At 64.3% G+C, this 24,351-nt stretch carries 21 protein-coding genes; 12 read left to right on the top strand and 9 right to left on the bottom strand.

Translation table 11 applies throughout. From position 1 onward, the window contains the following. The first annotated feature begins 87 nt into the window (after nucleotides 1-87). The 7 genes from ACEN9T_RS03920 (at nucleotide 88) to ACEN9T_RS03890 (ending at nucleotide 11,098) form a co-directional block, all read left to right on the top strand. Nucleotides 88-1,926 carry a methyl-accepting chemotaxis protein gene (locus tag ACEN9T_RS03920; protein WP_413706493.1) on the top strand — a complete coding sequence of 613 codons (1,839 nt, stop codon included), beginning with the start codon at nucleotides 88-90 and terminating at the stop codon, nucleotides 1,924-1,926. A 737-nt stretch (nucleotides 1,927-2,663) separates the two neighbouring features. Continuing rightward, nucleotides 2,664-4,775, top strand: coding sequence for a glycosyl transferase family protein (locus ACEN9T_RS03915; RefSeq protein ID WP_092971148.1), 2,112 nt, complete (start codon nucleotides 2,664-2,666; stop codon nucleotides 4,773-4,775). Further along, complete coding sequence (locus tag ACEN9T_RS03910; protein ID WP_413706492.1) at nucleotides 4,772-6,505, top strand: NfrA family protein; 1,734 nt, start codon at nucleotides 4,772-4,774, stop codon at nucleotides 6,503-6,505. The genes ACEN9T_RS03915 and ACEN9T_RS03910 overlap by 4 nt, the downstream gene beginning before the upstream one ends. Nucleotides 6,506-6,751: 246 nt before the next feature. Beyond that, entirely contained in the window at nucleotides 6,752-8,011 is a 1,260-nt protein-coding gene (wecB, locus tag ACEN9T_RS03905; protein ID WP_413706491.1) for a non-hydrolyzing UDP-N-acetylglucosamine 2-epimerase, read from the top strand. Nucleotides 8,012-8,019: 8 nt separating this feature from the next. Next, entirely contained in the window at nucleotides 8,020-8,472 is a 453-nt protein-coding gene (locus tag ACEN9T_RS03900; protein WP_092971151.1) for a hypothetical protein, read from the top strand. A gap of 23 nt (nucleotides 8,473-8,495) precedes the next feature. Further along, nucleotides 8,496-10,208, top strand: coding sequence for a DUF2334 domain-containing protein (locus ACEN9T_RS03895; protein ID WP_092971152.1), 1,713 nt, complete (start codon nucleotides 8,496-8,498; stop codon nucleotides 10,206-10,208). Nucleotides 10,209-10,210: 2 nt separating this feature from the next. Then, complete coding sequence (locus tag ACEN9T_RS03890; RefSeq protein WP_413706596.1) at nucleotides 10,211-11,098, top strand: hypothetical protein; 888 nt, start codon at nucleotides 10,211-10,213, stop codon at nucleotides 11,096-11,098. Here ACEN9T_RS03890 and ACEN9T_RS03885 read toward each other — a convergent pair. The 3 genes from ACEN9T_RS03885 to ACEN9T_RS03875 all read right to left on the bottom strand — a co-directional run bounded on the left by ACEN9T_RS03885 (nucleotide 11,088) and on the right by ACEN9T_RS03875 (nucleotide 14,836). After that, nucleotides 11,088-12,221, bottom strand: a complete 1,134-nt coding sequence (locus tag ACEN9T_RS03885) for a mechanosensitive ion channel family protein (protein ID WP_413706490.1) — start codon at nucleotides 12,219-12,221, stop codon at nucleotides 11,088-11,090. The genes ACEN9T_RS03890 and ACEN9T_RS03885 overlap by 11 nt on opposite strands. A gap of 53 nt (nucleotides 12,222-12,274) precedes the next feature. After that, the gene (locus ACEN9T_RS03880; protein WP_413706489.1) at nucleotides 12,275-13,375 is read right to left on the bottom strand and encodes a GGDEF domain-containing protein; all 1,101 of its coding nucleotides are present in this window, start codon (nucleotides 13,373-13,375) and stop codon (nucleotides 12,275-12,277) included. 141 nt (nucleotides 13,376-13,516) lie between these two features. Then, nucleotides 13,517-14,836, bottom strand: a complete 1,320-nt coding sequence (locus ACEN9T_RS03875) for an Nramp family divalent metal transporter (RefSeq protein WP_413706488.1) — start codon at nucleotides 14,834-14,836, stop codon at nucleotides 13,517-13,519. A gap of 233 nt (nucleotides 14,837-15,069) precedes the next feature. Between ACEN9T_RS03875 and ACEN9T_RS03870 the strand changes: the two genes are divergently transcribed. Genes ACEN9T_RS03870 through ACEN9T_RS03860 form a run of 3 tightly spaced genes read left to right on the top strand, consistent with a single transcriptional unit; the run spans nucleotide 15,070 to nucleotide 17,799 of the window. Beyond that, nucleotides 15,070-15,747, top strand: a complete 678-nt coding sequence (locus ACEN9T_RS03870) for a response regulator (protein ID WP_027679979.1) — start codon at nucleotides 15,070-15,072, stop codon at nucleotides 15,745-15,747. Continuing rightward, a complete protein-coding gene (locus ACEN9T_RS03865; protein ID WP_413706487.1) occupies nucleotides 15,744-17,231 on the top strand; it encodes an ATP-binding protein in 1,488 nt (495 codons plus the stop codon). Before ACEN9T_RS03870 ends, ACEN9T_RS03865 begins: the two co-directional genes overlap by 4 nt. Next, entirely contained in the window at nucleotides 17,191-17,799 is a 609-nt protein-coding gene (locus ACEN9T_RS03860; protein WP_413706616.1) for a hypothetical protein, read from the top strand. The genes ACEN9T_RS03865 and ACEN9T_RS03860 overlap by 41 nt, the downstream gene beginning before the upstream one ends. On the opposite strand, the gene ACEN9T_RS03855 is transcribed toward ACEN9T_RS03860, so the two are convergent. The 4 genes from ACEN9T_RS03855 to ACEN9T_RS03840 all read right to left on the bottom strand — a co-directional run bounded on the left by ACEN9T_RS03855 (nucleotide 17,800) and on the right by ACEN9T_RS03840 (nucleotide 20,016). Continuing rightward, on the bottom strand, nucleotides 17,800-18,411 hold the full coding sequence (locus tag ACEN9T_RS03855; protein WP_413706486.1) for an NAD(P)-dependent oxidoreductase: 612 nt from the start codon (nucleotides 18,409-18,411) through the stop codon (nucleotides 17,800-17,802). A 99-nt stretch (nucleotides 18,412-18,510) separates the two neighbouring features. Further along, nucleotides 18,511-18,948, bottom strand: coding sequence for an Rrf2 family transcriptional regulator (locus ACEN9T_RS03850; protein WP_413706485.1), 438 nt, complete (start codon nucleotides 18,946-18,948; stop codon nucleotides 18,511-18,513). 73 nt (nucleotides 18,949-19,021) lie between these two features. Next, nucleotides 19,022-19,666, bottom strand: a complete 645-nt coding sequence (locus ACEN9T_RS03845) for an FMN-dependent NADH-azoreductase (protein WP_413706484.1) — start codon at nucleotides 19,664-19,666, stop codon at nucleotides 19,022-19,024. 20 nt (nucleotides 19,667-19,686) lie between these two features. After that, nucleotides 19,687-20,016: a DMT family transporter gene (locus tag ACEN9T_RS03840; RefSeq protein WP_413706483.1), complete on the bottom strand. Its 330-nt coding sequence runs from the start codon at nucleotides 20,014-20,016 to the stop codon at nucleotides 19,687-19,689. Between the two features lie 311 nt (nucleotides 20,017-20,327). Here ACEN9T_RS03840 and ACEN9T_RS03835 point away from each other — a divergent pair, with 311 nt between their 5' ends. Next, on the top strand, nucleotides 20,328-21,026 hold the full coding sequence (locus ACEN9T_RS03835) for an HAD-IA family hydrolase (protein ID WP_413706482.1): 699 nt from the start codon (nucleotides 20,328-20,330) through the stop codon (nucleotides 21,024-21,026). After that, on the top strand, nucleotides 21,023-22,216 hold the full coding sequence (locus ACEN9T_RS03830; RefSeq protein ID WP_413706481.1) for a M20 aminoacylase family protein: 1,194 nt from the start codon (nucleotides 21,023-21,025) through the stop codon (nucleotides 22,214-22,216). The genes ACEN9T_RS03835 and ACEN9T_RS03830 overlap by 4 nt, the downstream gene beginning before the upstream one ends. A 38-nt stretch (nucleotides 22,217-22,254) precedes the next feature. Here ACEN9T_RS03830 and ACEN9T_RS03825 read toward each other — a convergent pair whose 3' ends face one another. Both ACEN9T_RS03825 and ACEN9T_RS03820 read right to left on the bottom strand, forming a co-directional pair. After that, nucleotides 22,255-23,580, bottom strand: coding sequence for an NAD(P)/FAD-dependent oxidoreductase (locus tag ACEN9T_RS03825; protein WP_092971164.1), 1,326 nt, complete (start codon nucleotides 23,578-23,580; stop codon nucleotides 22,255-22,257). Nucleotides 23,581-23,600: 20 nt separating this feature from the next. Then, a complete protein-coding gene (locus tag ACEN9T_RS03820; protein WP_413706480.1) occupies nucleotides 23,601-24,320 on the bottom strand; it encodes a cupin domain-containing protein in 720 nt (239 codons plus the stop codon). Nucleotides 24,321-24,351: the final 31 nt, after the last annotated feature.

Raw genomic sequence — 24,351 nt, 5'->3', positions numbered from 1 at the left:
CACATCCCGCATGGCGCCGCCCGCGCCGGCTTCAGAAACGGAGCGGGTCGGCCGATATAGCGGAGGCAATAACCCGCTGTGACTGCCATGCTCAATCGACTTTCCATCCGTTTCCGACTCAACGCAGCGCTGGCGCTGCTGGCCGTGCTGCTGGCGGCCACCGGCACCATCGGCGTGATCGGGATGCGCGCCTCCGACGCCAATATCAATGAGGTCTATACCAATCAGCTCGCTTCGGCATCGCTGATGGGCAAGGCACAGCTGAACGCAGCGATCGTGCGTACGACGCTGGATCGGGCGGTCTTCCATCCGGATGCGGCCGACGTGCCGGCCATCATCGAAAAGGCCAACGCTTACCGCGCCAAGTCTGAGGGCGCGTGGAAGCAATACAAGGCGCTGCCCATGAACGCGGAGGAAGCGCGCCTGGCCGCTGACGTTGAAGCCAAGCGCGCAGCGTTGTTCCGCGATGGTGTTGAACCGCTGATGAACGCCCTGCGCGCGCACGATACCGCTGCTGCGGACAAGGTGGTGATGACCCTCATCCCGCCGCAGTTCGTGGCACTGTCTGCTGCTGTAGACGCGCTGGATCGTAGCCAAGCTGAGCAGGCCAAGGCCGCCTACGAAAGCGCGGTTGCCCGCTCGCATGCGTTTCTGATGTTGATCATTGGTGCCATCGCGGTGGGCATCGCGGCGGCGCTGGGCTGCGCATTCGGCCTGCACCGCGCGATCTCTGTGCCGCTGTCCAAGATGCTGGGCCACTTCAGCGCGATCTCGAACGGCAATCTGACCGAGTGCATTACCGTCAGCAGCAAGGACGAAATGGGCGCGCTCACGCAAGGTCTCGTCGACATGCAGAACGGGCTGATCCGTACCATCGTGACGATGCGCGGCGGTAGCGAATCCATCGCCAGCGCCACCAAGCAGATTGCGGCCGGCAACATGGACTTGTCGCAACGCACGGAAGAGCAGGCGTCGTCGCTGGAAGAAACAGCGTCGAGCATGGAAGAGCTGACCAGCATCGTGCGCCAGAACGCCGACAACGCACGCCAGGCCAGCCAGCTTGCGGGCAACGCTTCGGACATCGCCGTCAAGGGCGGTGAGGTGGTGGGCCGCGTGATCGAGACGATGTCGGGCATCAACGACAGCAGCAAGAAGATCGCCGACATTATCGGCGTGATCGAAGGCATAGCATTCCAGACCAACATCCTCGCGTTGAACGCGGCGGTGGAAGCTGCGCGCGCAGGCGAGCAGGGCCGTGGGTTTGCGGTGGTGGCCGGTGAAGTGCGCAGCCTGGCGCAACGCTCGGCCACGGCGGCCAAGGAGATCAAGGAACTCATCAGCGATTCGGTTGGCCGCGTTGAAAACGGCTCGACGCTGGTGACCGAGGCCGGCGCGGTGATTGACGAAGTGGTTGTGGCAGTCAAGCGCGTGACCGACATCATGGGCGAGATCAGCTCGGCATCGGACGAGCAAAGCGCCGGCATCGAGCAAGTCAACCAGGCCGTCACGCAGATGGATGAGGTGACTCAGCAGAACGCCGCGCTGGTGGAAGAGGCAGCCGCTGCTGCGCAATCGCTGGAAGAGCAGGCCGGCGTGCTTCGCGAGGCGGTGGCGTCGTTCCGCTTGCCGGTGGCGGGTGTGCGCGCCGAACCTGTGCCGGCGCCCGTGGCTGCAAAGGCGGCGCCCGCTGCATCGGCTACATCGGCCGCATTGACCGTTTCCAGCCCGGTCGCTAAACCGGTTGCACGCAAACCTGCCGTGGCGACGGCGCGTGCGGCCGGCAAGCGTCCCGCTGCGCCGGCCAAGTCGGTCGCTGTGCCAGTTCAAAGCGCGAAGGTAGCGCCTGCCGTGGCAGCCGAGCCCAAGCCTGGCAAGCTTGCCTTGGCTGCGGCCTCCAGCGATGCCGACGACTGGGAACAGTTCTGACGCACAGGCCGACACGCTCAATCCAACAAGCCGCGCCCAGAGCGCGGCTTTGTGTTTCAGCGCTGTAACCGATTTGCGGAATTGCTTGGGCCGATGTTGTCAGCCCAGGCGGCGATTCGCGCGGCAATGTCGCCGATGCGTGCCTCAACTGCGCACCAGCCCCCATCTGACGAGCGATTCGTCTGGAAGGTCCTTTGCGCATAAGGCTTTGCAACCTGCACTGCGCTGCGCGCCGAAGTGCATGCAGCAACGCGCGCTCCGTGCCGGTGAAGTGCACTTCCCGCTCGCCTAACCCAAACACCCTGCAGTGGACCGCTCAACGCCTCCGTCATTCGTAGGGAGGCTTTGTCCGCTGCCGTACGAACACCCGTCCCATCAGGCGATATTGCATGCCGTGGCGTTGATCTTGCAGACCCCGTCCGCCGCATCTTGCGTTCATACATGCAACAACCCTGCGTGTCCGACACGTGTCTGAAGGCGTACGTGGTGCACTGCACCGCATAACTGTGCGCCTCGGCGGGTGTTGGTATGGTCCTCGCGTTCCCCCTCGCGAGAAGCAGGCTAGAGAGACGCATCCACCGATCGACGGCAGGCGATCGGGGCGGATGTCACGGCGCAAAGCGGTTGCGTCGGACGTCGAAGAAGACCTTTGGGGGAAGCATGAGTGCCACAGCGCAAGGCGGGGGGTACGCCGGACACTGGCAACGCGCCCGTAGGGCGGGAGCGGGGGAGCGACCATGAGCGATCTGCCATGGGACCTTTACCTCGCGTTGCTCAACACCTTGACGGTGGCGACCACGCTCGTCATCTTCATCAGTACCGCCGACGACTTTTTCCTGGATGCCTTCTATTGGGTGCGGGAGCTGTGGCTCTGGCCGCAGCGTGGCCGCACCCCCGTCACGATCTCGGCGCAGTCGCTGCGTGAGCGCGAAGAGCAATGGCTCGCCATCATGGTGCCGGCGTGGAAGGAGTACGACGTCATCGCCAAGATGGTCGAAAACACCCTGGCGACGATGGAGTACACGCGCTTCATCATCTTTGCCGGCGCGTACCGTAACGATGCGGAGACCACCACCGAGGTCGAGCGCATGGTGCGCCGCTATCCCGGCCGCGTGGTGCGCGCAGCCGTCACGCACGATGGCCCGACGTGCAAGGCCGACTGCCTGAACACCATCATCCAGACCATCATCCGGCATGAGGCAGGCCACGGCATCCGCTTTGCGGGCGTGATCATGCACGACTGTGAAGACGTGATCCACCCGCTGGAGCTGAAGTACTTCAATTACTTCATCATCGATCAGGATCTGGTGCAGTTGCCGGTGCTATCGCTTGAGCGCAAGTGGTACGAGTGGGTGGCCGGCACGTACATGGATGATTTTTCAGAGACGCACCAGAAAGACCTGGTGGCGCGCCAGGCGCTGACCGGCACGGTGCCGGGGGCCGGCGTGGCGCTGTGCTATAGCCGCCGTGCGATCGAGGCGGTGATGAAGGTACGCGGCGATTCTCCGTTCAACACCAGCACGCTCACGGAAGACTACGACTTCAGTTTCCGCCTGCGCGAACTGGGCATGCGCGAAGCGTTCGTGCATTTCCCGATCTGCGAGAACGCAGCGCCGGCCGAAGACGCCGCGGGCAAGACGCGCACACGCTGGCACCTGGGGCGGCGCAAGGGCACGCGTCCGCAACTCCTGGCCACGCGCGAATACTTTCCGAGCACGTTCCGCACGGCGTATCGCCAGCGCGCACGCTGGGTGCTCGGCATTGCGTTCCAGGGCTGGTTGCAGATGGGCTGGAACGGCAATCTCATCACGCGCTACATGTTCTTCCGGGACCGCAAGGGCGTGCTGACGGCGCTGTTCTCGATCCTGGCGTATGTGCTCTCGCTCAACTATCTGGCGCTTGGCGCACTGATGGCAAAAGGCGTGGTCACGATTCCGGATGGCACGTTCGTGGTCGGCAGCTTCTGGATGCAGGACCTGCTGGCTGTCAATGCCGCGCTGCTGTTCAACCGACTGGCGCAGCGCGTGTACTTTGTCGGTCGGCTCAATGGCCCGCTGCAAGGCGTGCTGTGTCTGCCCAGGCTCGTCGTGAACAACTTCATCAACTTCTTCTCGGTATGCCGGGCGTGGAAGATCTTTCTGATCTACTGCCTGACCGGCAAGCCCATCGCCTGGGACAAGACGCAGCACACCTATCTGTCGAACGACGCGCTCGGCCGCACGCGCTGCAAGCTGGGCGAAACGCTCGTCAAGTGGGAAGTGCTCACGCAGGAGCAGTTGGACGCGGCGCTTGCCATCCAGAGCCAAACCGGGCGGCGTCTTGGGCAGGTGCTGGTCGAGCAGGGCCTGGTGACGCCCGACACGCTGGCCGATGCGCTGGCCGAGCAGGTCGACCTGCCGCGCGTGAGTCTGACCAACGTCGTGCTGGGTGCGCTGGCCGATTGCCTGCCGCGCGACCTGGCTGTGCGGCATCACGTCGTGCCGTTCTCGATTGGCGAAGACGGTTCGCTCAACATCGCCGTGTCGGAGTTGCCCGACGGCGAAGCGTTGGAAGAGTTGGCGCGTGCTGCGGGCCGCAAGGTCGCGTGCTTCATGGCGTGCGATCACGAAATGTCGGCCGAGCTGGCGCAGATGGCCGATCCCAACCGCCGTGCGACGGTCGTGTTTGGCCCGGCGGCGCATTCGGCCATGCTGGCCGTCGAATCCATGACGGGCGCCGGCCCAGGTGTTGCAGCCGGCACGGCACCCGCACCCGAGGCTTCCACCATCCCCCCCATTCACGTGCCGCCGGACTTGGCCCCCGGGCCAGACCCTCGGCCCAATCCATCAGTTGCGGGAGGTGTGGCATGACACGCGAGAGAGCAGACCGTTTAACCGTGCGCCGGTTGCGCTGGCCGATTGCCGCGGCAGTGTGGGTGCTGTGTCATGGCGTATCGCTGGCAGAGCAGCCTGCGCCGTTGCAGCCCGATGCCTACTTTCGCGCCGATCGCGCCTATCACGCCATCGACGCCAACAAGCTTGACGATGCCGAGGCCGCCACGCGCGCGGCATTGGCCGTGCAACCTGACAGCCTGCAACTGAATCTGTTGCTGCTCGATGTGCTTACGCGCAAGGGCCAGTTGGATGCGGCACGCGCGCAGGCCGACGCGCTGCTGCGGAAATATCCCGACGAGCCACGCGTGTACGCGCAGCACGGGTTCCTAGCGCAGAAAGCAAATGCCCCCGCTGTGGCCGAGCAGGATTTTGCGCACGCCGTGCAAGGCACCGACTGGACCCCGCAGGAGCAGCGCAACCTGCATCTGGCCTGGTCGGATAGTGCGTACTCCGCCAAGCATCCGCAGGCTGCCCTCGATGCGCTCAGCGGCATGAAGGACGAGCCCGATGCCGACGTGCAGGTGCGCCTGGCGCAGTCACGCTTGCAATTGGGCGATCGGGATGGCGCAACCCAAGCGGCCACGCTGGCCGCCGAACACGCTACGGACCCGGCGCGGCAGCGCTACGCCAAGGCGCTGCTCGCCCAGGCAATGGCGCCCGAAGCGCAGGGCGACGCCACTTCCGCCAATGATCCGCGCGTGATCGGTCAGCGTGAGTTGAACGAGGCTTACAGCCATCTGCGTGCGCGTGACGACCGCGCTGCATTGGCAGCGTTCCAGCGCGGCTTCGCCACGGGCGAGGGTAACTGGACCCACTACGCCGATGCCGCCTACGCAGCAAAGCGGCTGGGCGACAACCCGACTGCCATCAACCTCTTCCGGGAAAGCCTCGACCATGCCGATGCCGATGCCAAGAGCGACCGCGGTGGCAATGGAGACGACCGCCTTCAACCGGATCGCCGCTTCGGTTACCGGCGTGAAGTCGAGCAGATGCAGCGCACGTTCGGCATGGTTCTCTCTGGCGCGTATCAAACGTCTGCATTCGGTTTGCCCAACACGGTGAGCGCGGGGCAGGCTGGCGCAGAGGTGTACTGGCAACCGCCCGGTATCGGCTACCGTGACGGCAGCATCTTCCAGCTCTTCGTGCGCGGCTACGACAGCGTGTACGACCGCAACGGCAACACGGGTCTGCCGACCGCGCAGGGCTCCGTGGGCGCACGCTACAAGCCGATCAAGGACATCAACCTGGTGTTCACCGCCGAGCGTCTCTTCCGCATCGGGCAACTGACCACCAACGATACATTGCTGCGCATCGGCTTCTCGACCGACCAGGGGCTCGACCTGCAGGTCACCAAGCCGCGCTGGCAGACGTGGCAGGTGTTTGGCGAGGGCGCGTACTTCCTCAACCAGGGCCGCATGATCGTCAGCACGGAAATGCGCTACGGACACACGTGGTTGCTCAACTCGATCAGCGATCGCCTGACGGTCTATCCGCATATCGTGCTGGCGGGCGATCACGACAACAAGGCGATCGGGCAGCGGCTCGCGCTTGGTGTTGGCCCAGGCATCAACTTTCGCTACTGGTTTCGGGAGTCGCACTACGCAGCGCCGGCCAGTTGGCTGGATTTGACCGTGCAATACCGCTTGCCGTTGACGCATGCGGATCGAGCAAAAGGGGTGGTCGCGCGAGCCATTCTTTGGTTCTAAGCAACCCTGGATTCAAGCAGACCCCAGTCAGAGGTGTCGCAGATGAAACGTTTTTGACCGCCGAGGGAAACGGGTAACAAAGAGAAATGGCAGCGGCGTCCGAAGGATGGCGTCGCAGCGCCATGGCGAGTCAAAGCGGGACGCTTGGCACGGCCTTCGCTCATTGGCGAAGTCTGTGCCGGCGTCAGAAGCGACACGTTCGTCGTCGCGCTTTGCATGCGCCGATGCGGATGACTGGGGGGAATCATGACAGGAAAAATTTTGACCGTGTTCGGCACGCGCCCGGAGGCCATCAAGATGGCGCCGCTGGTGCAGGCATTGCAGGCCGAGGCAGGTTTTGAGTCGGCGGTGTGTGTGAGTGCGCAGCACCGGCAGATGCTGGATCAGGTGCTGGAACTCTTCGGCATCGTGCCGGAGTTTGACCTCAACCTGATGCGGCCTGGGCAGACGTTATCCGACATCACGTCGAACGTGCTGGGCGGCATCGACGGCGTGCTCGATGCCTACAAGCCCGATGCCGTGCTCGTCCACGGCGACACGACGACCACGCTGGCGGCAAGCCTTGCGGCGTTCTACCGGCGCATTCCGGTCGGGCATGTGGAAGCGGGTCTGCGCACCGGCAACATCTGGTCGCCATGGCCGGAAGAGTTGAACCGGCGTGTTACCGATTCTGTGACGACCTGGCATTTCGCGCCCACGGCCGAATCGCGCCAGAACCTGCTGGACGAGGGCATCGACCCGGAGCAGGTCACGCTTACCGGCAACACCGTCATCGATGCGTTGCTGGCCGTCAAGCACCGGCTGGACGACGACACCACGCTCTCAGCGCAGATGGCGGCGCGCTATCCGTTCCTGGAAGCGGGCCGGCGAATGATCCTGGTGACGGGCCATCGCCGCGAGAACTTCGGCGAGCCATTCGAGAACTTCTGCGTGGCGCTGCGCCTGCTGGCGGCGCGTCATCCGGATGTACAGGTCGTGTATCCGGTGCACCTGAACCCGAACGTGCAGCAGCCGGTCAACGCCATCCTCTCCGGCCACGACAACGTTCATCTGATTGCGCCGCAGGACTACTTGCCGTTCGTCTACCTGATGGACCGCGCCTACCTGATCGTCACCGATTCCGGCGGCATTCAGGAAGAGGCGCCCGCGCTGGGCAAACCGGTGCTGGTGACGCGTGATACCACCGAGCGGCCAGAGGCCGTGGCATCGGGCACCGCGCGGCTGGTCGGCACCGATACGCAACGCATCGTCGATGAAGCAGAAGCGCTGCTCAATAACGCCGCTGAATACGAGCGCATGGCGCAGGCTCACAACCCCTATGGCGACGGCCACGCCTGTCGGCGCATTGTCGATGCGCTGAAGAAAGCCTTCACCACGCAGCCACAAATGGTGACGCGCGGCCCGCAACTCATTCGCAAACCGGCTACCGAAGCCGAAATCATCGATCTGGAAGCGGCGCGTGCCACCGCGCAAGGGTCGTCAACGCAGCACCGCCTGAACGGCTAGGAGGCTTGATGAAAGCGAAGCAAATCGGAGGCGGCGTGTTGGTTGCCTCTGCACTTGTTGCCGGGTGGCTGATCGTGGCGCCGCCGTGGGCTGGCGATGGACGCGTACCTGCCATCGTGACCGGCGCGATGGACCAGGGTAGCCCCGGCGCCGACACCGACAAAAAAGCCCCAACGCCCGCATCTTCCAGGGCGACGGCCACGGCTGCGCAACCCGTGCAGCCCACCGTTGTGGCAGCAGTAACACCCAGGCCCGTGACTGGAGGCGCGCGCGCTTACGGCTACGGCGTCATGGATGAGAACGGACAGGTCATTCCACCGCCACGCACGGTGGTCATGACTGAAGTCCGCCCCGGCACGCCGGAAAACGAGACGACAGGTACAGACCGTGGCCACGATCGTGGCCCCAACTTCAACCTCGGGCTCTACCGCCAAGCGGACGGCTCGTTCTATCGCCCATGATTGCCATGAGTCGGAGAGTCATCATGAAGACATTGCTACGTAAGTTCCTGTGCGCGCTCGTCTTTGCGGGCGGGCTGCTCGGCATTTCGCTGACAGCGCCGGCACAGGCCGCCACCTGCACGATCGGGCTCGGGCCCATCTGCGTGACAGTGGGCGGAACAACAACGAGCACGCCAGCCCCGATGCTCGTGCTGTACGACGCCCCGCCAAACGACCAGTACACCAACCTGGGCAAGTCGTACGCGATCATGCTGTACAACCTGCTCGCGCACTTCAACACCACCATCACGCTGCTGCCCGTGCAGAACTACACGGCCGGGATGACCGAGCAATACACCGCCATCTTCTACATGGGGAGCTACTACAACAACCCCATACCGGCGGCGTTTCTGTCGGATGTGACCACCACACAGAAGACCGTCGTCTGGTTCAAGTACAACCTTTGGGAACTTGCCTGGAACACAGCGTATCCATTCACCTCGCGCTACGGCATCAATTTTGTCGGTCTGCGCGGCATGAACGCCGCGCCCTCGGCGAGCGCGCCAAACCCCGGGTTCTTCGATACGGTGTCGTACAAGAGCCAGAGCATGACCAAGTACTACGCCTTCAATGCCACGACTGGCGCCATCAGCGCTGATCCGGACATTGGCGTGACCTCTGTGGCCGATGCCACCAAGGCCAGCAGCGTGGTGACGATCACCAACTCGGTGACGCAGGAAACGGCGCCATACATCATGCGGTCGGGCAATTTCTGGTACGTGGCCGACATGCCGTTCTCTTACATCGGGCCACGCGATCGCTATCTGGTGATGTGCGACATGTTGCATGACATTCTGGGCACCAATGCACCCACGTTGCACCGTGCGCTCGTGCGTCTGGAAGATATCAACGCCACCAACACTGTGACGTCCATCAATACCCTCACGGATTATCTGTACAGCAAAAAGATTCCGTTCTCGCTTGCCACCATCCCGCTGTACAAAGACCCGAACGGCGTCTACAACGGCGGCGTGTCGCAGACCATCCACCTGGTTAATGCGACGGGGCTCAAGTCGGCACTGAACCATGCGTTGCCACGGGGCGGGAAGATCCTGATGCACGGTTACACGCACCAGTACAGCAACATCCCGAACCTCATCAACGCCGTCAGCGCGAACGACTTCGAATTTTGGCTCGCCACGCAGAACAGGCCCGTGAACGAGGACTCAACGCAATGGGCGGCAGGGCGATTGTCTTCCGGGCTGCTGGAGTTCCAGCTCAATGGCTACGCGCCGTTCGCCTGGGAGGCGCCGCACTATCAATCGTCTCCGCTGTCGATCAAGGCCGTGCCGCAGTACTTCAAGAACACCTACCAGCGCGTGGTGTATTACACATCGGATAACCCGCAGACCTTGAACTCGACGACCGCCGGACATGATTTTTCGGTCGGCCAGTTCTTCCCCTACATCATTCAGAAGGACTACTACAACCAGCGCATCATTCCTGAAAACCTGGGCAACGTGGAATACAACATCTGCAATATCGATCCGTCGTCATGCCTGACGTACACCGCACAGGATATCTTGACCAATGCGACGTATGCACAGGTGGTACGTGACGGGTTTGCCTCGTTCTTCTTCCATCCGTTCTGGCTGGAGCCGGAACTTGGCACGCCCGGCTATACCGACTTCCAGACCATCATCACCGGTATCACCGGCATGGGGTACACCTGGGCGGACGCCAGCACGGTGAAGTGATGATGTACCGGATGCGCTCGTTACTGGCAGCAGCCATGTTGGCATTGAGCGCATCCGCCGAAGCCGCAGGGCCGGTAGGCGCCATGCCTGCCGGCCCTGCGCCGTTGTATGGCGTGACGGTCGATGCGGTGGACAACGTACCAGCCGTGGTGGATGCGCTGTCGCACCTCTCGCGCACGCCCACGGTGCGCGTCGTCTTTGATGAAGGCATGGACGCGCCGCATTACGTTGGGGCGGTGGCCGCCATCCGGGACGTCGCGTATGTGATGGGCGAACTGGTGGATTCTTCCACGCTCCGGCAATACACCGCACAGCAACTGCGTACGCGTGCCGCTGCTTACCTGCACGCCCTTGGCACCAACGTCGATGTCTGGGAAATCGGTAACGAGATCAACGGCGAATGGACCGGCCCCACGCGTGACGTGATCGACAAGACCATGGCCGCCTATGAAGTCATCAAAGCCGGCGGCGGCCGTACAGCGCTCACGCTGTACTACAACGAGGGCTGCGCCGAGCAGCCGTCACGTGCGATGTTCGAATGGGTGCAACGTAATGTGCCGCTGCGCCTGCGCGATGGGCTTGATTACGTCTTCATCAGCTTCTATGAAGACGACTGCAAGATCCCTCCGCCCGATTGGAACGCGGTGTTCACCAGGCTAGGCGGACTGTTTTCGCATGCCGCGCTGGGTTTTGGAGAAGTCGGGACGCGACATGCTGCACGCAAGCCGGCGCTCGTCGCGCATTACTACGGGCTCGCGGTCACACATCCTCGCTTTGTCGGCGGCTACTTCTGGTGGTACTTCCGGCAAGACATGGTGCCGCGCTCAAGGCCGCTATGGCGCAGCCTCGATGCGGCGTTCCTCAGCATGCCCGTGGCGGTCAGCCGCTAGCCCGCGCGCTGACGCGTTGGGTGTTTGCGGTTGATTTGCGGTCTGCCAGGTCTTCGGGTTCAACCGGCTCGCCGTCACGACGCACCAGCTGGATCGTGCGCGTGGGCAGCGCGAACGAGGTGCCGAGATTTTCCAGACCTTCCAGGATCGTCAGGTTGATGCGCTGCTGGATGTCCATGTACAGGTTGAAGTCCGGATCGGTCACGAAATACACGACCTCGAAGTTCAGTGCGTTCTCGCCAAACTCCTTGAAGTGCGCGCGATCAAACCGCGTGTTGCCGGCGGCTTCCACCGCACGGCGCACGATGTCCGGAATCTTCTGCAGTTGCGCGGCACGCGCATCGTAGGTCACCCCAAAGGTGAAGACGATGCGTCGTTCCGACATCCGTTTGTAATTGTGAATCGTGCTCTTGAGCAGCGCCGTGTTGGAAGCGACGATCTCTTCGCCCGACAGGCTGCGGATGCGCGTGGTCTTGAGGCCCACGTGCTGCACCGTGCCGGCAATCGATTCGAAGACGATGAAGTCTCCGATCTCGAAGGGCTTATCCAGCCCGATGGCGAGTGAGGCAAACAGGTCACTCAGGATGCTTTGCACCGCCAGCGCCACCGCCACGCCGCCCACACCCAGGCTGGCAACGAAGGCCGTGATGTTGACGCCCACGTTGGCCAGAATGGCCAGCAGCAGCATCGACCACAGTGCAAAGCGCAGCACCCATGCGGTCATCGACGTGATCACGGGGTTGCGCGTCGCGTGGGTTTGCGTCGACAGCCGATCGCGTGCCCACAGTTTCACGCCGCGATTGAGCCACAAGGCAATCTGGAAACCGATGATGACAAACCAGATGTGGTCGAGCTTGTTGGCAATGCGCGTGGGCAGATCGATGAAATACGACCCGGCAAGCAATGCGGCCAGCGCGATGAACAGCGGATGCGTATCGCGCAGCACTGCGGTGACGAGAATGTCGAAGCGGTAGCCGGTCCGGCGCGCGCGCGCGTCAAACCGGTTACAGATGAGGTGCAATACGCTGGACAGCACCGCATATGCAGCGATTACAGTCAATGCGGCGGCGGCCCAATCGCGGGCCGGCACGCGCAGGAAGGTGTGGGCGTTGAGCCACTCCATGGGCATCTCCGTGCAGAAATCACGGATGCTGCGCCGCACATAACGTGCCTGCCTTACTGCCGCAGCGTTGCCCTCGGCTCGGCGTCCGTCGGTACGCACACGCGGTTGCGGCCCTGACGCTTGGCTTCCATCAGGCCGAGATCGGCATCTGCCAGCAGGTGGGCCAAGTCCTGTCCGGGGCGTAGCGGAGCGGCGCCTACGCTCACTGTCAGCGGCCCCGCGGGCGTTTGCGTGCCGGCCACCGCCGTCTTGAGCCGTTCGACCACGGCCAGCGCGCCGGTCAGGCCGCAAGCCGGCAGCAATACGGCGAATTCGTCACCGCCCAGACGGCCGAACAGGTCGGCGGGGCGCAGCACGCCCGCCAGCGCATCGGACAGCGCGATGAGTGCCTCGTCGCCTGCGGCGTGTCCCCACGTGTCGTTGATGGATTTGAAGTGATCGACGTCGAGGTACAGCGCGCACAGCGGCTCGGCATGATGCTGCGCACGCTCTACCGCAAAGGTGCCCAGCTCGAAGAAGCGCTGCCGCGCGAGCATGCCGGTCAGGTGGTCAGTGTTGGCGCGATCGGCCAGGCTGCGTTCGGCCGCAAAGTGCCGGGCCATGGCGCGCAGCAGGTAGTGATGAATGACCGCGGCCGCAGCAATGCAGATCGGTAGATAAAGCACCAGCCCCAGCCAGCCGTGGTGGATTGCCGTGGCAGGTTCCGGCGCGATGAGCAACGCGACGATGGGGCCGGCCATGCACAGCGCCATGGCGATGCAGAAATCGCGCCGCGTGAGCCACGCGGGGCTGGTGGCAAGCGGCATCAGATAGAACGCTGGCAGCACCCATTGGAGCCCAGCCTGATGGCCGAACGCGATGATGGCCGCCTCCTCTGCCAACAGGTGCGTGAGCGCCAGCAGCCCCCACATGCCGGTGTGCCGATACCGCTGTGCGACCACCACGATCGCCAACAGCAGCAGGAGCAGCGCGAGCAGAGGCTCCGGCCGATGCAGCAGCCCGACCGACCAGCCCAGCACGATCGCGAAGGCGTAGCCGAGCACACCGCATTTGCTCAGCGCGAGGATCATCGGCACGAAATGGCGCGCCTGATAGTCACGCGAGGGCGTGCGAGCGTCGGGCAGGTCGGAGGCGGTAGGCAGGTTCGCGCTCAAGGCAGGGCAAGAGAGACCCTCTGGCGCGACGGGATGATGCGGGCGCGGGCGGGGCCGGATTGCGCAACAAAGCGCGCATTCTAATGGCGACAGGCAACCCCGTGCGCGGATTTTTAGTGGGGGAATCCCGCAACGGGCGTCTCAGCCTGCCAGCAGCTGCCACACCAGCCACACATTGGCGATGCTGATGACGATGAATAATCCCCACGCGAGCCACGACGTTAAACGGCTGTTAACAAATACCCCCATCAGCGTGCGATCGCTCGTCATGCGGATCAGGGGAAACATCGCAAACGGCAATTGCAGGCCGAGCACCACCTGGCTGATGACAAGCAGTTTGCCGATGGCGTGGTCGCCCAGCATCGCCACGCCGATGAACGCAGGGATCAGCGCTAGCGCGCGCGTGATCAACCGCCGCTGCCAGCACGGGATGCGCAAGTCGAGGAATCCTTCCATCAGGATTTGCCCGGCGATGGTGCCGGTAAAGGTGGAGCTTTGCCCGGCCGCCAGCAACGCGATGCCAAACAGCAGCCCCGCCAACGCCGTTCCGACGATGGGCTCCAGCAGGTGGTAAGCATCCTGGATGTCAGCCACGGTTTGATGGCCGTGCGCGTTGAATGCGGCAGCGGCCAGGATCAGGATCGCGCCGTTCACGAGCAGCGCCAGCCCCAGCGACACGATGGTGTCTAGCCGCGACAGGCCGATGGCCTCACGCTTGGCCGCCTCGGTGTTGGCCGTCATGCGCGTCTGCACGATGGACGAATGCAGATACAGGTTGTGCGGCATCACCGTTGCACCCAGGATGCCGATGGCCAGATACAGCGGCTCGCGCTGGCTCACGGCCTGCCACGAGGGCATCAATCCGGCTGCCACCGAAGGCCAGTGCGGCTTGATGAGCACGAGTTCAACGAAGTAGCACAGCCCGATCGTGAGAATGAGCCCCAGCACGATGGCCTCAAGCTGGCGGAAGTTTTTGCCCTTCAGGCCCAGCACGATCAGCGTGTCCAGCGCGGTAAGCGCCACGCCCCACAGGATCGGCACGCCCAGCAGCAGGTGGAAGGCCAGCGCGCAGCCCAGCACCTCAGCCAAGTCGCACGCAATGATGGACAGCTCTGCCAGCAGCCATTGCACACGCAATGCCCCGGGCTGATAACGGTTGCGAGAGGCGCGCGCGAGATCCATGCCGGTGACAATGCCCAGCCGCGCCGAGAGGCACTGCAGCGCCATGGCCGCCAGGCTGGAAAGCACGACCACGAACAGCAACGCATAGCCGTAACGCGAACCAGCTTCAATGTCGGTCGCCCAGTTGCCCGGGTCCATATAGCCGACCGATACCAGCAGCCCCGGCCCCGCAAAGCGCAGCAGCTTCTTCCACAGCGGCAAGCCTGGCGGCACGGCAACGGTGCCGCGCACCTCGGATGGACAGAACGGGGCGGTGGCGGTGGTGGGGAGGCGGAACATGCGCGTGTTGCTAAGAAAAATGCAATCAGAATTTCAGAATGATAGCTAAACGCCACGCCGCACGTCTGAAGCCGCGCCCGGTATGTGTTGGCGGGGCGACTTTCTCGGCACATTTGTCCACACACTTAAGGCAAAGCTCAGTCCGTTGCGGTAGATTTCGAGCTTCGCCGGCGCCTGTTTTCCACGCGCCGGTTGTCCGTTTACCGTCATTACCGCCGCCGAGATTCCCGCGCATGAACGCCATCCTCCTTATCGAAGACGATTTGCCCTTGGGCACGGCGCTGGCCCGCGCGCTGCGTCAGGCCGGCTACAACGCGACCTGGGTGCGCCGCCTGGTCGACGCGCAGAAATGGATCACCACCAACACCTTCGAAGCCATCGTGCTCGATCTTGGGCTGCCCGATGGTGAGGGCCATACCTTCCTGGAAGAACTGCGCGCCGCGCACAGCGACGTGCCCGTCATCATCGCCAGCGCGCGCGATGCGCTGTCTGAGCGCCTCAAGGGGCTGGATTCCGGCGCGGATGACTTTCTCGTCAAGCCGTTTCCCGTGGATGAACTCATCGCCCGCCTGCGCGCCGTGCTGCGCCGGCACGCGGGGCAGAGCACCAACCAGTGGAACGTCGGCAATTTGGTGGTCGAGCCCTCGCAGAAGCGTGTGACGCAAGAGGGGCAGATCATCGAACTGACCCCGCGTGAATACCAACTGTTGCTTGAACTTGTGCGCCGCGCCCACCGCTGGGTGCCGCGCGAAACGCTCATGGACGCGCTCTACCGTGAGGGCGACAGTGTGAGCGCCAATGCGCTGGAAGTTGTCATCCATCACCTGCGCCGCAAGCTCGGTAACGAAACCATCCAGACCATTCGCGGTGTCGGCTACATGATCGGCGGCAACCGCGGGGCCGCCCAATGAAGCTGGCGGTTCCAGCCATCCTGCGGGTTCGCTCGCTCTCGTTCCGCCTGTATGTGCTGATCCTGCTGGCGCTGGTGTTGATGCTGCTGGTGCAGCTCGTCATCGCGCATCTGGAAATCTCGCGCACCAACAGCCGCCAGGTGGTGAGCGATCTGCGCATGTCGGCGCAGGCCTATGCGGACCTCACCACGCTCAACATGGACGATGTGCCGCGCCGCGAAGAATTCCTGCGCCGGCTCACCGACATCAAGCTGGGCCTCTCGCTGCCCAACATCCTGCCGGGCGAATTCCGCTACGTGCTGTGTGATCGCGCGGGCCACGTCATCACTGCGTTTCCGGGTGCGCCCACCATGCCGTGCGGCAAGGCGCACGACACCGTCGTCGAGATCATGTTGGAGGGCAAGCCGTGGCGCAGCTACACGGTCGACAGCGTCGACGGCAAAATCTCGGCCACCGTGGCGCAACCCCTGACCGCGTACGAGCGCGCCATTCGCGACCTGTTCGAGGAGGTGGCGGTGGCGCTGGCCATCCTGGCGAGCGCGCTGATGGTGATGGTCGGTTGGGCGGCGCACCAGGGCCTCAAACCGCTGCGTACGCTCACGCGCCAGGTCGAGGCGCGTGACTCTGCCGATCTTGACCCCGTGCAGAGCGTGGAACATGCGGAGCTGAAACCGCTGGTCGATGCCTTGAACGGGCTGTTCGCGCGTGTACGTCGTGGCATCGAGGCAGACCGCCGTTTCTTTGCCGATGCGGCGCACGAACTGCGCACGCCGCTGGCGGCCATTCAGGCGCAGGCGTATGTCGTCTCGCATTCCGATAGCGAAGACGATCGTTCGACCGCGCTGCGCGAGTTCGACCGCGGCATTTCGCGCGCAACGCAGTCGCTCGCCAAGCTGCTTGCCATTGCGCGGCTGGATGCGCGTCGTGTGGAGGCGCAGCTTGCGCAGGGCGCGTTGTCCGACCTGGCGGGCTGTGCGCGCAGCGGCGTGATCCAGCAGGCTTCGCGCGCTGAGCGTCGCAACATCACGCTGTCGTACGACGGCGCCAACCAGGCGTGGGTCTCGGTCTCGCACGAAGACGCCGCGACGCTGGTGGAAAACGTGCTCGACAACGCCGTGCGCGAAACGCCCGACGGCGGCGAGGTGCGCGTGGCCGTCAAGCACATCGAGCAGGCGGGTGCGCCGATGGTCGAACTGCGCATTGAAGATTCCGGCCCCGGCATTCCGCTCGACGAGCGCGATCGCGTATTCGAGCGTTTCTACCGCCCCCGCACCAGCCAGTCGCAGGGCAGTGGCCTGGGCCTGGCGATCGTGCGCCGTATCGTGGAATTGGGAAATGGCTCGGTGGCCATCGAAGACGGCCTGGCCCATGCAGATGGCAGAGGCTGCGCGATCGTGATCCGCCTGCCGGCGCTGGATTCCGCGCCCGAGCCGATCGAGCCCGATGATGCGCCTCCCGGCATGGCCGACACGCCCAGCCATTGATTGGCGCGGCTCGCGGTTGGTGGTCCCGGCACTGGTGGTGCTGGGGCATCTGGTGTTGCTGGCATGGTGGCGCGATCGTCCGGTGCCAGCCCTCCACGACGCGCCGACGATGCTGCAAGGGCGGTTGCTTGACACCGAGCCTCCGCCGGCGCCGGTGCTGCGTCCGGAGCGCGGCGCGCACACCCCATCAAAGTTGCCTCAAACAGATTCCATCCCGCATTCAGCTGAACCGGTGCAGCAGCCCATGTCTGCCGCGCCCGCGGCTGCCGATGCAGTTGAAGCGCGCACGCTCGATCTGGCTGTACCGCTGATGCCCAGCCAGCGAGCGCGATCCCACGCTGAAGACAACATCGCCCAGAGCACAGCGCACGGCACCGGTCACGCATTCGGGCCAGACGCTTCTGCGCCTCGTGCGGCACGGTCGATCGAGGAATCGCGCGGCGCTGCGGGCCGCTGGCAAGCCCGCGTGGAAGTGGGCAGCAGCGCCTACTGCCTGAGCGCGCAAGACCCAAGCCTGCGCCGCGACCCCTTTGAAAAGGCACTGGCCGTGCCATCCACCTGCCGCTGATCAGTAACCGACTGTGAAGCGCTGGCGCGGGTGTGCCGGTTTTTCCGTTTCGTCGAGGAAGGCGATGGCGTAGTCCTCCATCGAAATCCACGGCTTGCCATTGGCATCCACCAGCAGCGAATCCTTGCCGACGCGGAAGTGGCCCGTACGCTCGCCCGGCTCGAAGATGGCCGACGGCGACACGAACGTCCAGTTCAGCTCGGTTTCCTTGCGCAGCGCGTTAAGGAAATCGCGACCGGCCGAGGCTTCGTCAAAGTACTCCTTGGGGAACTGCGGGGTGTCGATCAGCGCGACGCCCGGTGCCACTTCCAGGCTGCCGGCGCCACCCACGACCAGCAGGCGCGGCACGGCGGCCTTCTTCACCGCACCAACGATCTGGTCGGCGCTTGCCTGCAGAAAGCGCACCGTGCTGTAGGCCACATCATTGCCAGCAAGTGCGGCAGCGAGGCCAGCTTGGTCGGCTACATCCACATCCTTGGTGGTCAGGCCAGCACGTGCGGGCAGCTTGGATGCCGTGCGCGCAATGGCGGTCACCTGGTGGCCGCGGCGCAGTCCTTCGTCGATCAGGCGGGTGCCCACGCGCCCCGTGGCGCCGATGATTGCAATCTTCATGGTCAACTCCTTATGGAATGGTTCGAGCGGTTGAAACGCTATATGTAATTAATACAGTTACATATAGGGGTAAAAAAATAGGCCGACATGCCGGCCCGGCTAGGCTCGACGGCGGCGGCGTTGTGCGTGTCCCACCTCGTTGAGGATGCTAGCGATGGTTTGCGCAGCAAGCTCCGCTTCCAGCGCGGATTGCGCGCGCTCCGTCACACGCTCCAGCACGCCGGTGATCTCGCGGCCGACCTCGCACGCCGGGTTGGGTGCATTGGGCGGCAGCGCAATCAGCACCGGAGATTCCACCACACGAAAGACGTCCAGCAGCGTGATGCGGTCTGCCGGCCGTGCCAACGTGGCGCCGCCCGTCGCGCCCATCTGCGAGGTCACGAAACCGGCGTCGGCCAGTTGCGATACCAGACGTCGGATGAGCGCCGGGTTAGTTCCCACGCTGCCCGCGATCAGCGACGACGGCACCGGCCCCTCTGCGCTGGCAAGCAGGGTGAGGATATGCACGGCGACGGCGAAGCGGCTGCTGGTGGTCATGGTGATGAATGCAAAGTGTAACCATGATAGATACACTTTGGCGTGCGGTCAACCCCGTTGGCGGATGTGCGCTTCAGAAGGCGGCGGCCAGTGCCGTGGCCCGCGCTTTGGCATCTGCCTTGGCGGCCGTCAGCACGTCGGGCGTGGTGAGCGTGGGTGCTGCGCTGATCTCGGTCACGTCTTCAATGCCCAGGAAGCGCAGCCAGCGGCGCAGATAAGGTTTCTGAAAATCGTCCGGTGATTCGCTTGCGCCTTCAGTGTGTGCAGCGTACGCCCCTGCGCTGGCGTAGATGAGGGCCGCCTTCTTGCCCGAGAGTAGCGCCTGATAGCCCGTGGCCGGCGACCAGCTCCAGTTCTGTCCCGGCAGCGTCACCACATCAATGAAATGCTTGAGCCGGTAGGGCACTCCAAAATTCCACATCGGAACAGAGAATAGATAGTGGTCTGCCGCGTTGAAGCGTTGTGACAGCGCCACCGCGCGCTGCCATTGCGCACGCTGTTCCGGCGTGGCGTTCTGGGTGCGCAAGACCGCAAACTTGGCGCCGATCATATTGGCGTCGAATTCGGGCAGATCGATGTCCTTGCTCCACAAGTCGATCATGTCCATCTCATGGCCTGGGTGCGCGATGCGGTAGGCATCGAGAAACTGCTTAGCCACGTCGATGGAGTGGGACAGCGTTTTCATGGGAGAGGCTTCGATATAGAGCAGACGGGTCATGACGGGCTCCTTATGCGGTCTTATGCTGCGTTGAAGAAATTGAGGCCGGCGGTGCCGGCGATCACCAGTCCGATGCAGGCCAGGCGCGCGGGCTGCATGCTCTCGCCAAACAGCACGATGCCGAGCACGGTCACGCCCACCGAGCCGATGCCCGTCCAGATGGCGTAGGCCGTGCCAGCGGGCAGGCCGCGCATGGCATGCGTGAGCAGAAAGACGCTGGCAAGCGCCGTCACAATGCCGAGCACGCTGGGGATGGGGCGCGTCCACCCCTGTGCAAACTTGAGCGAGATCGCCATGGCGATCTCCACAGCGCCGGCTGCCAGCAGCCAGAGCCAGGCGGTTTGAAGCATGGAACCTCCGAAGTGTCCGCTGCCCGGGCGGCAAGCGGATGCGTTGCGATGCACCCAGAGTAAGGACGGTGTGGTGCGGCAACAAGTACGCACCTGAAGGTAACCACCAGGCACGATGCGGGTATCAGCGCCCCGCAGCCGCCCGCCAAACGATCTGTGCGCCAGCCTGGCAAAAACGCAATTCGCTGCCGTGCCGTGCCGCGCGATCGGCACCATCGTCGGCGCTGCTGCTCCTAAGCTAGACGCCATGCAAGGCGGCTTGCCGCCACCCTTGGATTCATTCTGGCGTTCAACCATTCAGGAGCGTTGTCATGGCCCTTCGGGATTTCAAAGTGCTCACTTTCGATGTCGTCGGAACGTTGATCGACTTCGAGGGGGGCATGCTTGCCTACCTGCGCCGTGCGGTGCCCGACAGCAGGGTTACCGACGAGGATTTTCTGGGCGCGTATCGGGCAGCACGCAAACGCGGCCAGACCGAGTGGTATCCCGATGATCTGGTGCCGTGCTGGCACATCGTGGCGCAACAGTTTGGCCTGCCCGATAGCGACGCGCTGGCGCATGGTTTTCGCGATTCGGTGGCGGAATGGCCAGCGTTTCCCGACTCGGTGGAGGCGCTGCAGCGGTTGGGCAAGCGCTTCAAGCTCGTCACCATGACGAACGCGCAGTCCTGGGCGCTCGAACATTTCCAGCGGACGTTGGGCGCACCGTTCGACCTGCTGCTCAGCTGCGACGATGCCCTCTGCGAGAAGCCCGATGCGCAGTACTTCGCCTACGCGCGCGGCCGCTACGAAGGTGCCTGGGGCTTCAAGCAAGCCGACAATCTGCACGTGGCGCAGAGCCAGTACCACGACATCGGCATCTCCAAACGTCTGGGCATCGCCACCTGCTGGATCGAGCGCCGGCATGGCATGAAAGACTCGGGCGGCACCATCGAATCGGAGCACACCGTGCCTGATTACCACTTCCATACGCTGGCCGAGCTGGCCGATGCAGTGGAGGCCGGCGAGTGAGGCCCGACGCCATTTCGGAACCGGTCGCCGATCTGCTGCCAGACCTTGTGGCACTGCGCCGCGACCTGCATGCGAATCCGGAGCTCGCCTACGAAGAACACCGGACGGCCGGCATCGTCGCGCAGTCGCTGCGTGTGTTGGGGCTGGCGGTGGAGGAGAGTATTGGGGGTACCGGCGTGGTCGGCACGCTGCGCGGCGGCCGAGGCACCCGCAGTGTCGCGCTGCGTGCCGACATGGACGCGCTGCCGATGGTGGAACTAGGTCGATCACCGCACGCGAGCCGCGTGCAGGGCAAGCATCACGGTTGCGGGCATGACGGCCACACCAGCATGCTGATTGGCGCTGCGCGCCAGCTTGCGCGCACGGGCATCGATGGCACCGTCCACTTCATCTTCCAGCCTGCCGAAGAGGGCCAGGCCGGTGCGCGCCGGATGATTGAAGACGGCCTGTTCGAGCGTTTTCCATGCGATGCCGTCTATGCGTTACACAACTGGCCGGATCTGCCACTCGGACAGGCGCAGACGCGGCCGGGCTCGATCATGGCGGCGGCAGATCGGTTCGATATCACCGTGCGCGGGCGTGGCGGGCATGCGGCCCAACCGCACCACACGCCGGACGCCATCCTTGCCGCCAGCCAGCTTGTGGCGCAGCTGCACACCATTGTGTCGCGCCGAATTGATCCGAGCGAATCGGCGGTGTTATCTGTCACGCGCATCGAAGGCGGCCACAGCCACAACGTGCTGCCGGCCGAAGTACGCATCACCGGCACCGTGCGCAGCTTTGATGCCGTATCGCAGGATCGCATCGAGGCGGCGCTGCGCGACACGGCCAATGGCATCGCGCTGGGCAGCGGCACGCAGGTGGCGGTGGATTACCGCCGCTATTACCCGGCCACCATCAACACGCCGGCCGAAGCGATGCTCGCATTGGACGCTGCACAAGCGATTGGCTTGCAGGCCGCGGAGGCACCACGCGCTGCGTTCACTTCCGAAGATTTCGCCTTCATGCTGCAGCGCAAGCCCGGTGCCTATCTCTGGCTCGGCCAAGGCCGTGCCGACGCGGGGCCCGAGGGCGAATACCCGCTGCACCACCCGTGTTATGACTTCAACGACGAGGCGTTGCCGGTGGGTGTGCGCTGGTTTTGCGAAGTCGCACATCGCGCGCTGGCCGCCGTTCCATCCGGTTCCTGAACTGCGGCCATCTTCGTCACCCTCCCGGTATTGCAGCGTTAGAAATCCGCCACCTTGCCCCAAGCCGAGTGCTTGAAGCGCGCCGGGTTGTAGGGAGCGGGGTCGAAGATCGGCTTTTCACCCGTCACCAGATCAGCGATCAGATGGCCGGCGCCGGGGCCGATACCGAACCCGTGACCCGAGAAGCCTGCGGCCAGGATGAACCCGGGGATTTCCGGGACTTCTCCGATGCCGGGCACGCCGTCCGGCGTGTTGTCGACGAAACCGGCCCAGGCGTTGGCGATGCCCGCTTGGCCCAGCACCGGCAGCAGTTCGACGGCGCGGCTGTAGGTTTGTCTGACGGCCGCGGCATCCGGCCGTGGGTCAAGTATGCGCATGCGCTCCATGGGCGTGGGCGCATCGAGCCGCCACCGCGCGAGAGTTTCGTGGCCCGCGCGAATGCCTTCCAAGCCGCCCGGGAACACATTGCGCCAGCGCTTCGCGAACATCGGCAGAAACTGCGGCGCGAAGCGCAGCAGCTGTGCCGTCGGGTCCACGCGTCCGCGCCCGCTGATGGCCAGGTTGTAGCTGCCATCGCTGCGGCGCGTGATGGACACGCGTGCGGTGTGCAAGGCGTCAGGCACTGGCTCGGTCACCCCCGTGACACGCACGATGGATTGGCGAACAGTCGCCTGCGGAAAACGAATGCCCAATTGGCGACAGAACGAGGAGGCCCAGGCACCGCCTGCAAATACCACGGTGCGGGTCTTGATGGTTCCTGCCTCTGTGACGACGCCGCTCACGCGACCGCCCTCGACTTCAATGCCTCGTGCAGCGCAGTTCTGGTGCACGGTGCCGCCGAGCTTCATGAGCGCAGCCGCTACGGACGGCGCCGCCTTGGCGGGGTCCGCCGTGCCGTCGCTCGGTGCGAACACGCCGCCCTTCCACGCGCGACCAGTGAGGCGGCCGCGCTCGGAGGCATCCCGGCTGCTCAGCATGTGTGTGGTAACGCCGGCCGTTCTCGCGAAATCGCGCCAGTTCGTCCAGCGAGCAAGTTCGTCTTCGTCGTTGCTGAGGTAGAGCAAGCCGCACCGGCGGAAACCTGTGTCTTCCCCCGTGTCTGCGGCAAACCGCTCCCATAGCTCGAGGCTTCGGGTGGCCATCGGCAGTTCACGCGCATCGCGGTTTTGCTGTCGGCACCAGCCCCAATTTCGGCTCGACTGTTCGGCCCCGATGCGGCCCTTTTCGACCACGGCCACCGAAACGCCGCGCCTGGCCAGGTAGTAGGCAGCAAAGACGCCAATGATGCCGCCGCCGATCACGACGACGTCGGCTTGCGCTGGAAGGGGAGAGGCGCTCTCGATGAGGCGCAACGGTTGAGACATGACTCGCTTTCCTCGTTCGTTCAGGCCTGGGCGTTTTGCACCACGTAGAACTTGGCGACGCGCTCCGTGCTGAGCCATCCGATGGCGGTGCCCTGCGGCACGAAGATGGCATCGCCCGCACTCACGGACAGCACGCTGCCATCCGGGCCAGCGAACTGCACACCGCCATCGAGCACGTACATGAACTCGTTGACCGGATGCGCGCGCACGATGCGGTGATAGGGCGTTGAGTCCCAGGTGCCGGCGCGGTATTGCGTTGGCTCGTCGGTGAAGACGTTGTCGCTGCGGCACTGCGGAACCGGCCCGATCAGGACTTCCGGCGCCGGGCCGCCCGAGGGTTTGAAGTCCGCATCCGCGTGCAGCGGGATGAGCGCCGGCGTGGTCGGTGTGTTGATGACAGCAGCGCAGAACACGAATCGAACGCCCGTGGCAGCCTCGATGCGCACGGCCGTGCCGGATGCGATGACCGCGCCCGCGCCCGGGCCGATCACGTGCGGTGCCGAGCCCGGCGCCGTGAGCGTCAACTCACCCTCCACGACGGTGAGCGTCTCGGTATGGGGAAAGCTCGCGACATCCCGTTCGCCGACAAAGCTCGCCCGGCCGGCGCTCATCGCGTTGGGCCCTTCCCAGGCAATCTCCCGTTCTTGCGCGAAGGGGTCGTCGGGGCCCAGGGCGGCAGGCCGGAACGCGGTTGAGATTGGGGCGCCGTCGGCGCGATGCAGCATCAGGGCGGTTGTCATGCAGGGTTGGTCCTCACCGCATCCAGCAGTG

This window comes from Ralstonia sp. Ralssp110, from assembly GCF_047325135.1.
In the GTDB taxonomy this organism is placed as follows: Bacteria; Pseudomonadota; Gammaproteobacteria; order Burkholderiales; family Burkholderiaceae; genus Ralstonia; species Ralstonia mojiangensis.
This window is presented reverse-complemented; position numbering and strand designations above follow the sequence as displayed.

What these genes read in the sequence shown, in the direction of transcription:
- ACEN9T_RS03825 (WP_092971164.1), bottom strand. Translation starts at nt 23,580, where the DNA reads ATGTCTCAACCGTTGCGCCTCATCGAGAGCGCCTCTCCCCTTCCAGCG.
- ACEN9T_RS03820 (WP_413706480.1), bottom strand. Translation starts at nt 24,320, where the DNA reads ATGACAACCGCCCTGATGCTGCATCGCGCCGACGGCGCCCCAATCTCA.
- ACEN9T_RS03850 (WP_413706485.1), bottom strand. Translation starts at nt 18,948, where the DNA reads ATGACCACCAGCAGCCGCTTCGCCGTCGCCGTGCATATCCTCACCCTG.
- ACEN9T_RS03845 (WP_413706484.1), bottom strand. Translation starts at nt 19,666, where the DNA reads ATGACCCGTCTGCTCTATATCGAAGCCTCTCCCATGAAAACGCTGTCC.
- ACEN9T_RS03855 (WP_413706486.1), bottom strand. Translation starts at nt 18,411, where the DNA reads ATGAAGATTGCAATCATCGGCGCCACGGGGCGCGTGGGCACCCGCCTG.
- ACEN9T_RS03895 (WP_092971152.1), top strand. Translation starts at nt 8,496, where the DNA reads ATGAAGACATTGCTACGTAAGTTCCTGTGCGCGCTCGTCTTTGCGGGC.
- wecB (WP_413706491.1), top strand. Translation starts at nt 6,752, where the DNA reads ATGACAGGAAAAATTTTGACCGTGTTCGGCACGCGCCCGGAGGCCATC.
- ACEN9T_RS03900 (WP_092971151.1), top strand. Translation starts at nt 8,020, where the DNA reads ATGAAAGCGAAGCAAATCGGAGGCGGCGTGTTGGTTGCCTCTGCACTT.
- ACEN9T_RS03875 (WP_413706488.1), bottom strand. Translation starts at nt 14,836, where the DNA reads ATGTTCCGCCTCCCCACCACCGCCACCGCCCCGTTCTGTCCATCCGAG.
- ACEN9T_RS03885 (WP_413706490.1), bottom strand. Translation starts at nt 12,221, where the DNA reads ATGGAGTGGCTCAACGCCCACACCTTCCTGCGCGTGCCGGCCCGCGAT.
- ACEN9T_RS03840 (WP_413706483.1), bottom strand. Translation starts at nt 20,016, where the DNA reads ATGCTTCAAACCGCCTGGCTCTGGCTGCTGGCAGCCGGCGCTGTGGAG.
- ACEN9T_RS03835 (WP_413706482.1), top strand. Translation starts at nt 20,328, where the DNA reads ATGGCCCTTCGGGATTTCAAAGTGCTCACTTTCGATGTCGTCGGAACG.
- ACEN9T_RS03920 (WP_413706493.1), top strand. Translation starts at nt 88, where the DNA reads ATGCTCAATCGACTTTCCATCCGTTTCCGACTCAACGCAGCGCTGGCG.
- ACEN9T_RS03860 (WP_413706616.1), top strand. Translation starts at nt 17,191, where the DNA reads ATGATGCGCCTCCCGGCATGGCCGACACGCCCAGCCATTGATTGGCGC.
- ACEN9T_RS03915 (WP_092971148.1), top strand. Translation starts at nt 2,664, where the DNA reads ATGAGCGATCTGCCATGGGACCTTTACCTCGCGTTGCTCAACACCTTG.
- ACEN9T_RS03890 (WP_413706596.1), top strand. Translation starts at nt 10,211, where the DNA reads ATGTACCGGATGCGCTCGTTACTGGCAGCAGCCATGTTGGCATTGAGC.
- ACEN9T_RS03870 (WP_027679979.1), top strand. Translation starts at nt 15,070, where the DNA reads ATGAACGCCATCCTCCTTATCGAAGACGATTTGCCCTTGGGCACGGCG.
- ACEN9T_RS03910 (WP_413706492.1), top strand. Translation starts at nt 4,772, where the DNA reads ATGACACGCGAGAGAGCAGACCGTTTAACCGTGCGCCGGTTGCGCTGG.
- ACEN9T_RS03865 (WP_413706487.1), top strand. Translation starts at nt 15,744, where the DNA reads ATGAAGCTGGCGGTTCCAGCCATCCTGCGGGTTCGCTCGCTCTCGTTC.